The organism is Pseudoalteromonas sp. SG43-6 (assembly GCF_014164365.1).
Lineage (GTDB): Bacteria > Pseudomonadota > Gammaproteobacteria > Enterobacterales > Alteromonadaceae > Pseudoalteromonas > Pseudoalteromonas rhizosphaerae.
The window spans coordinates 1-673 of record NZ_JACJEZ010000150.1 but is presented as its reverse complement, the minus strand read 5'-3'; the positions used below and the strand labels follow the sequence as shown (position 1 = coordinate 673).

Sequence of the window (673 nt, the reverse complement as noted above, 5' to 3'; positions counted from 1 at the left end):
TCTTTAAAAACCTTACCTGTATGCGCTGTGTATGAAGGTAAATTTTTAGCTAACCTATAACCATTTTTATCTATTGCCACTTCACCAAAGTAAATTCTATTTTCTGACTTATCTAACCATTCAACGGCTACTTTTTCTGGGAATTTTTTATCGTAAACACTTACCGTACCACCAGCTTGTGCGTAACAGCATTCTATTGCACCGGAAGGGATCCCCCACTCATCATCAAATACTATTGAGCGGCCCCAAATTGCATTGCCATTTTTGGTGCCGACACCTGCAACCATGTAATCAATTGTTCCTGTTGACGAGCAACCTATTACAAATAATGTTAAAGCAAGTGTGATGAGTGATTTTATGAGCTTGTCCATAATCTATATCCATTTATTAATTGTGATTGCCATTGCTCACTCTTTTCATCTTGTTCTGGCTGGTTGTAAAAAGGCGTTTAAAACTGGTCATTTATTCTCACGCCACTGTGCTTGCCCAGAGCCAAGCTCGTGTAATACACGGCCTGTTCTATTTCTGTCAGATCGTGCATTTGATAGCCATACTTTTATCTCGCCACTATCCCCCATGCCAACAATTAAATAAGGCCTGATATTTTCTTCTACTTCTCCTGTGCTTATCCATGCATAAGCAGGTAAATTTTTAGCTAATTTATAACCATTTT

At 38.5% G+C, this 673-nt stretch carries 1 protein-coding gene and 1 pseudogene; both read right to left on the bottom strand.

Annotated features, from left to right (window positions below; all coding sequences use genetic code 11):
* Nucleotides 1-371: DUF2931 domain-containing protein (locus H5201_RS22550; RefSeq protein ID WP_182768448.1), on the bottom strand; the 371-nt coding region annotated here is incomplete at its 3' end.
* Between the two features lie 87 nt (nt 372-458).
* Nucleotides 459-673 (bottom strand): annotated as a pseudogene (locus tag H5201_RS22545) (DUF2931 domain-containing protein); the annotation flags it as partial.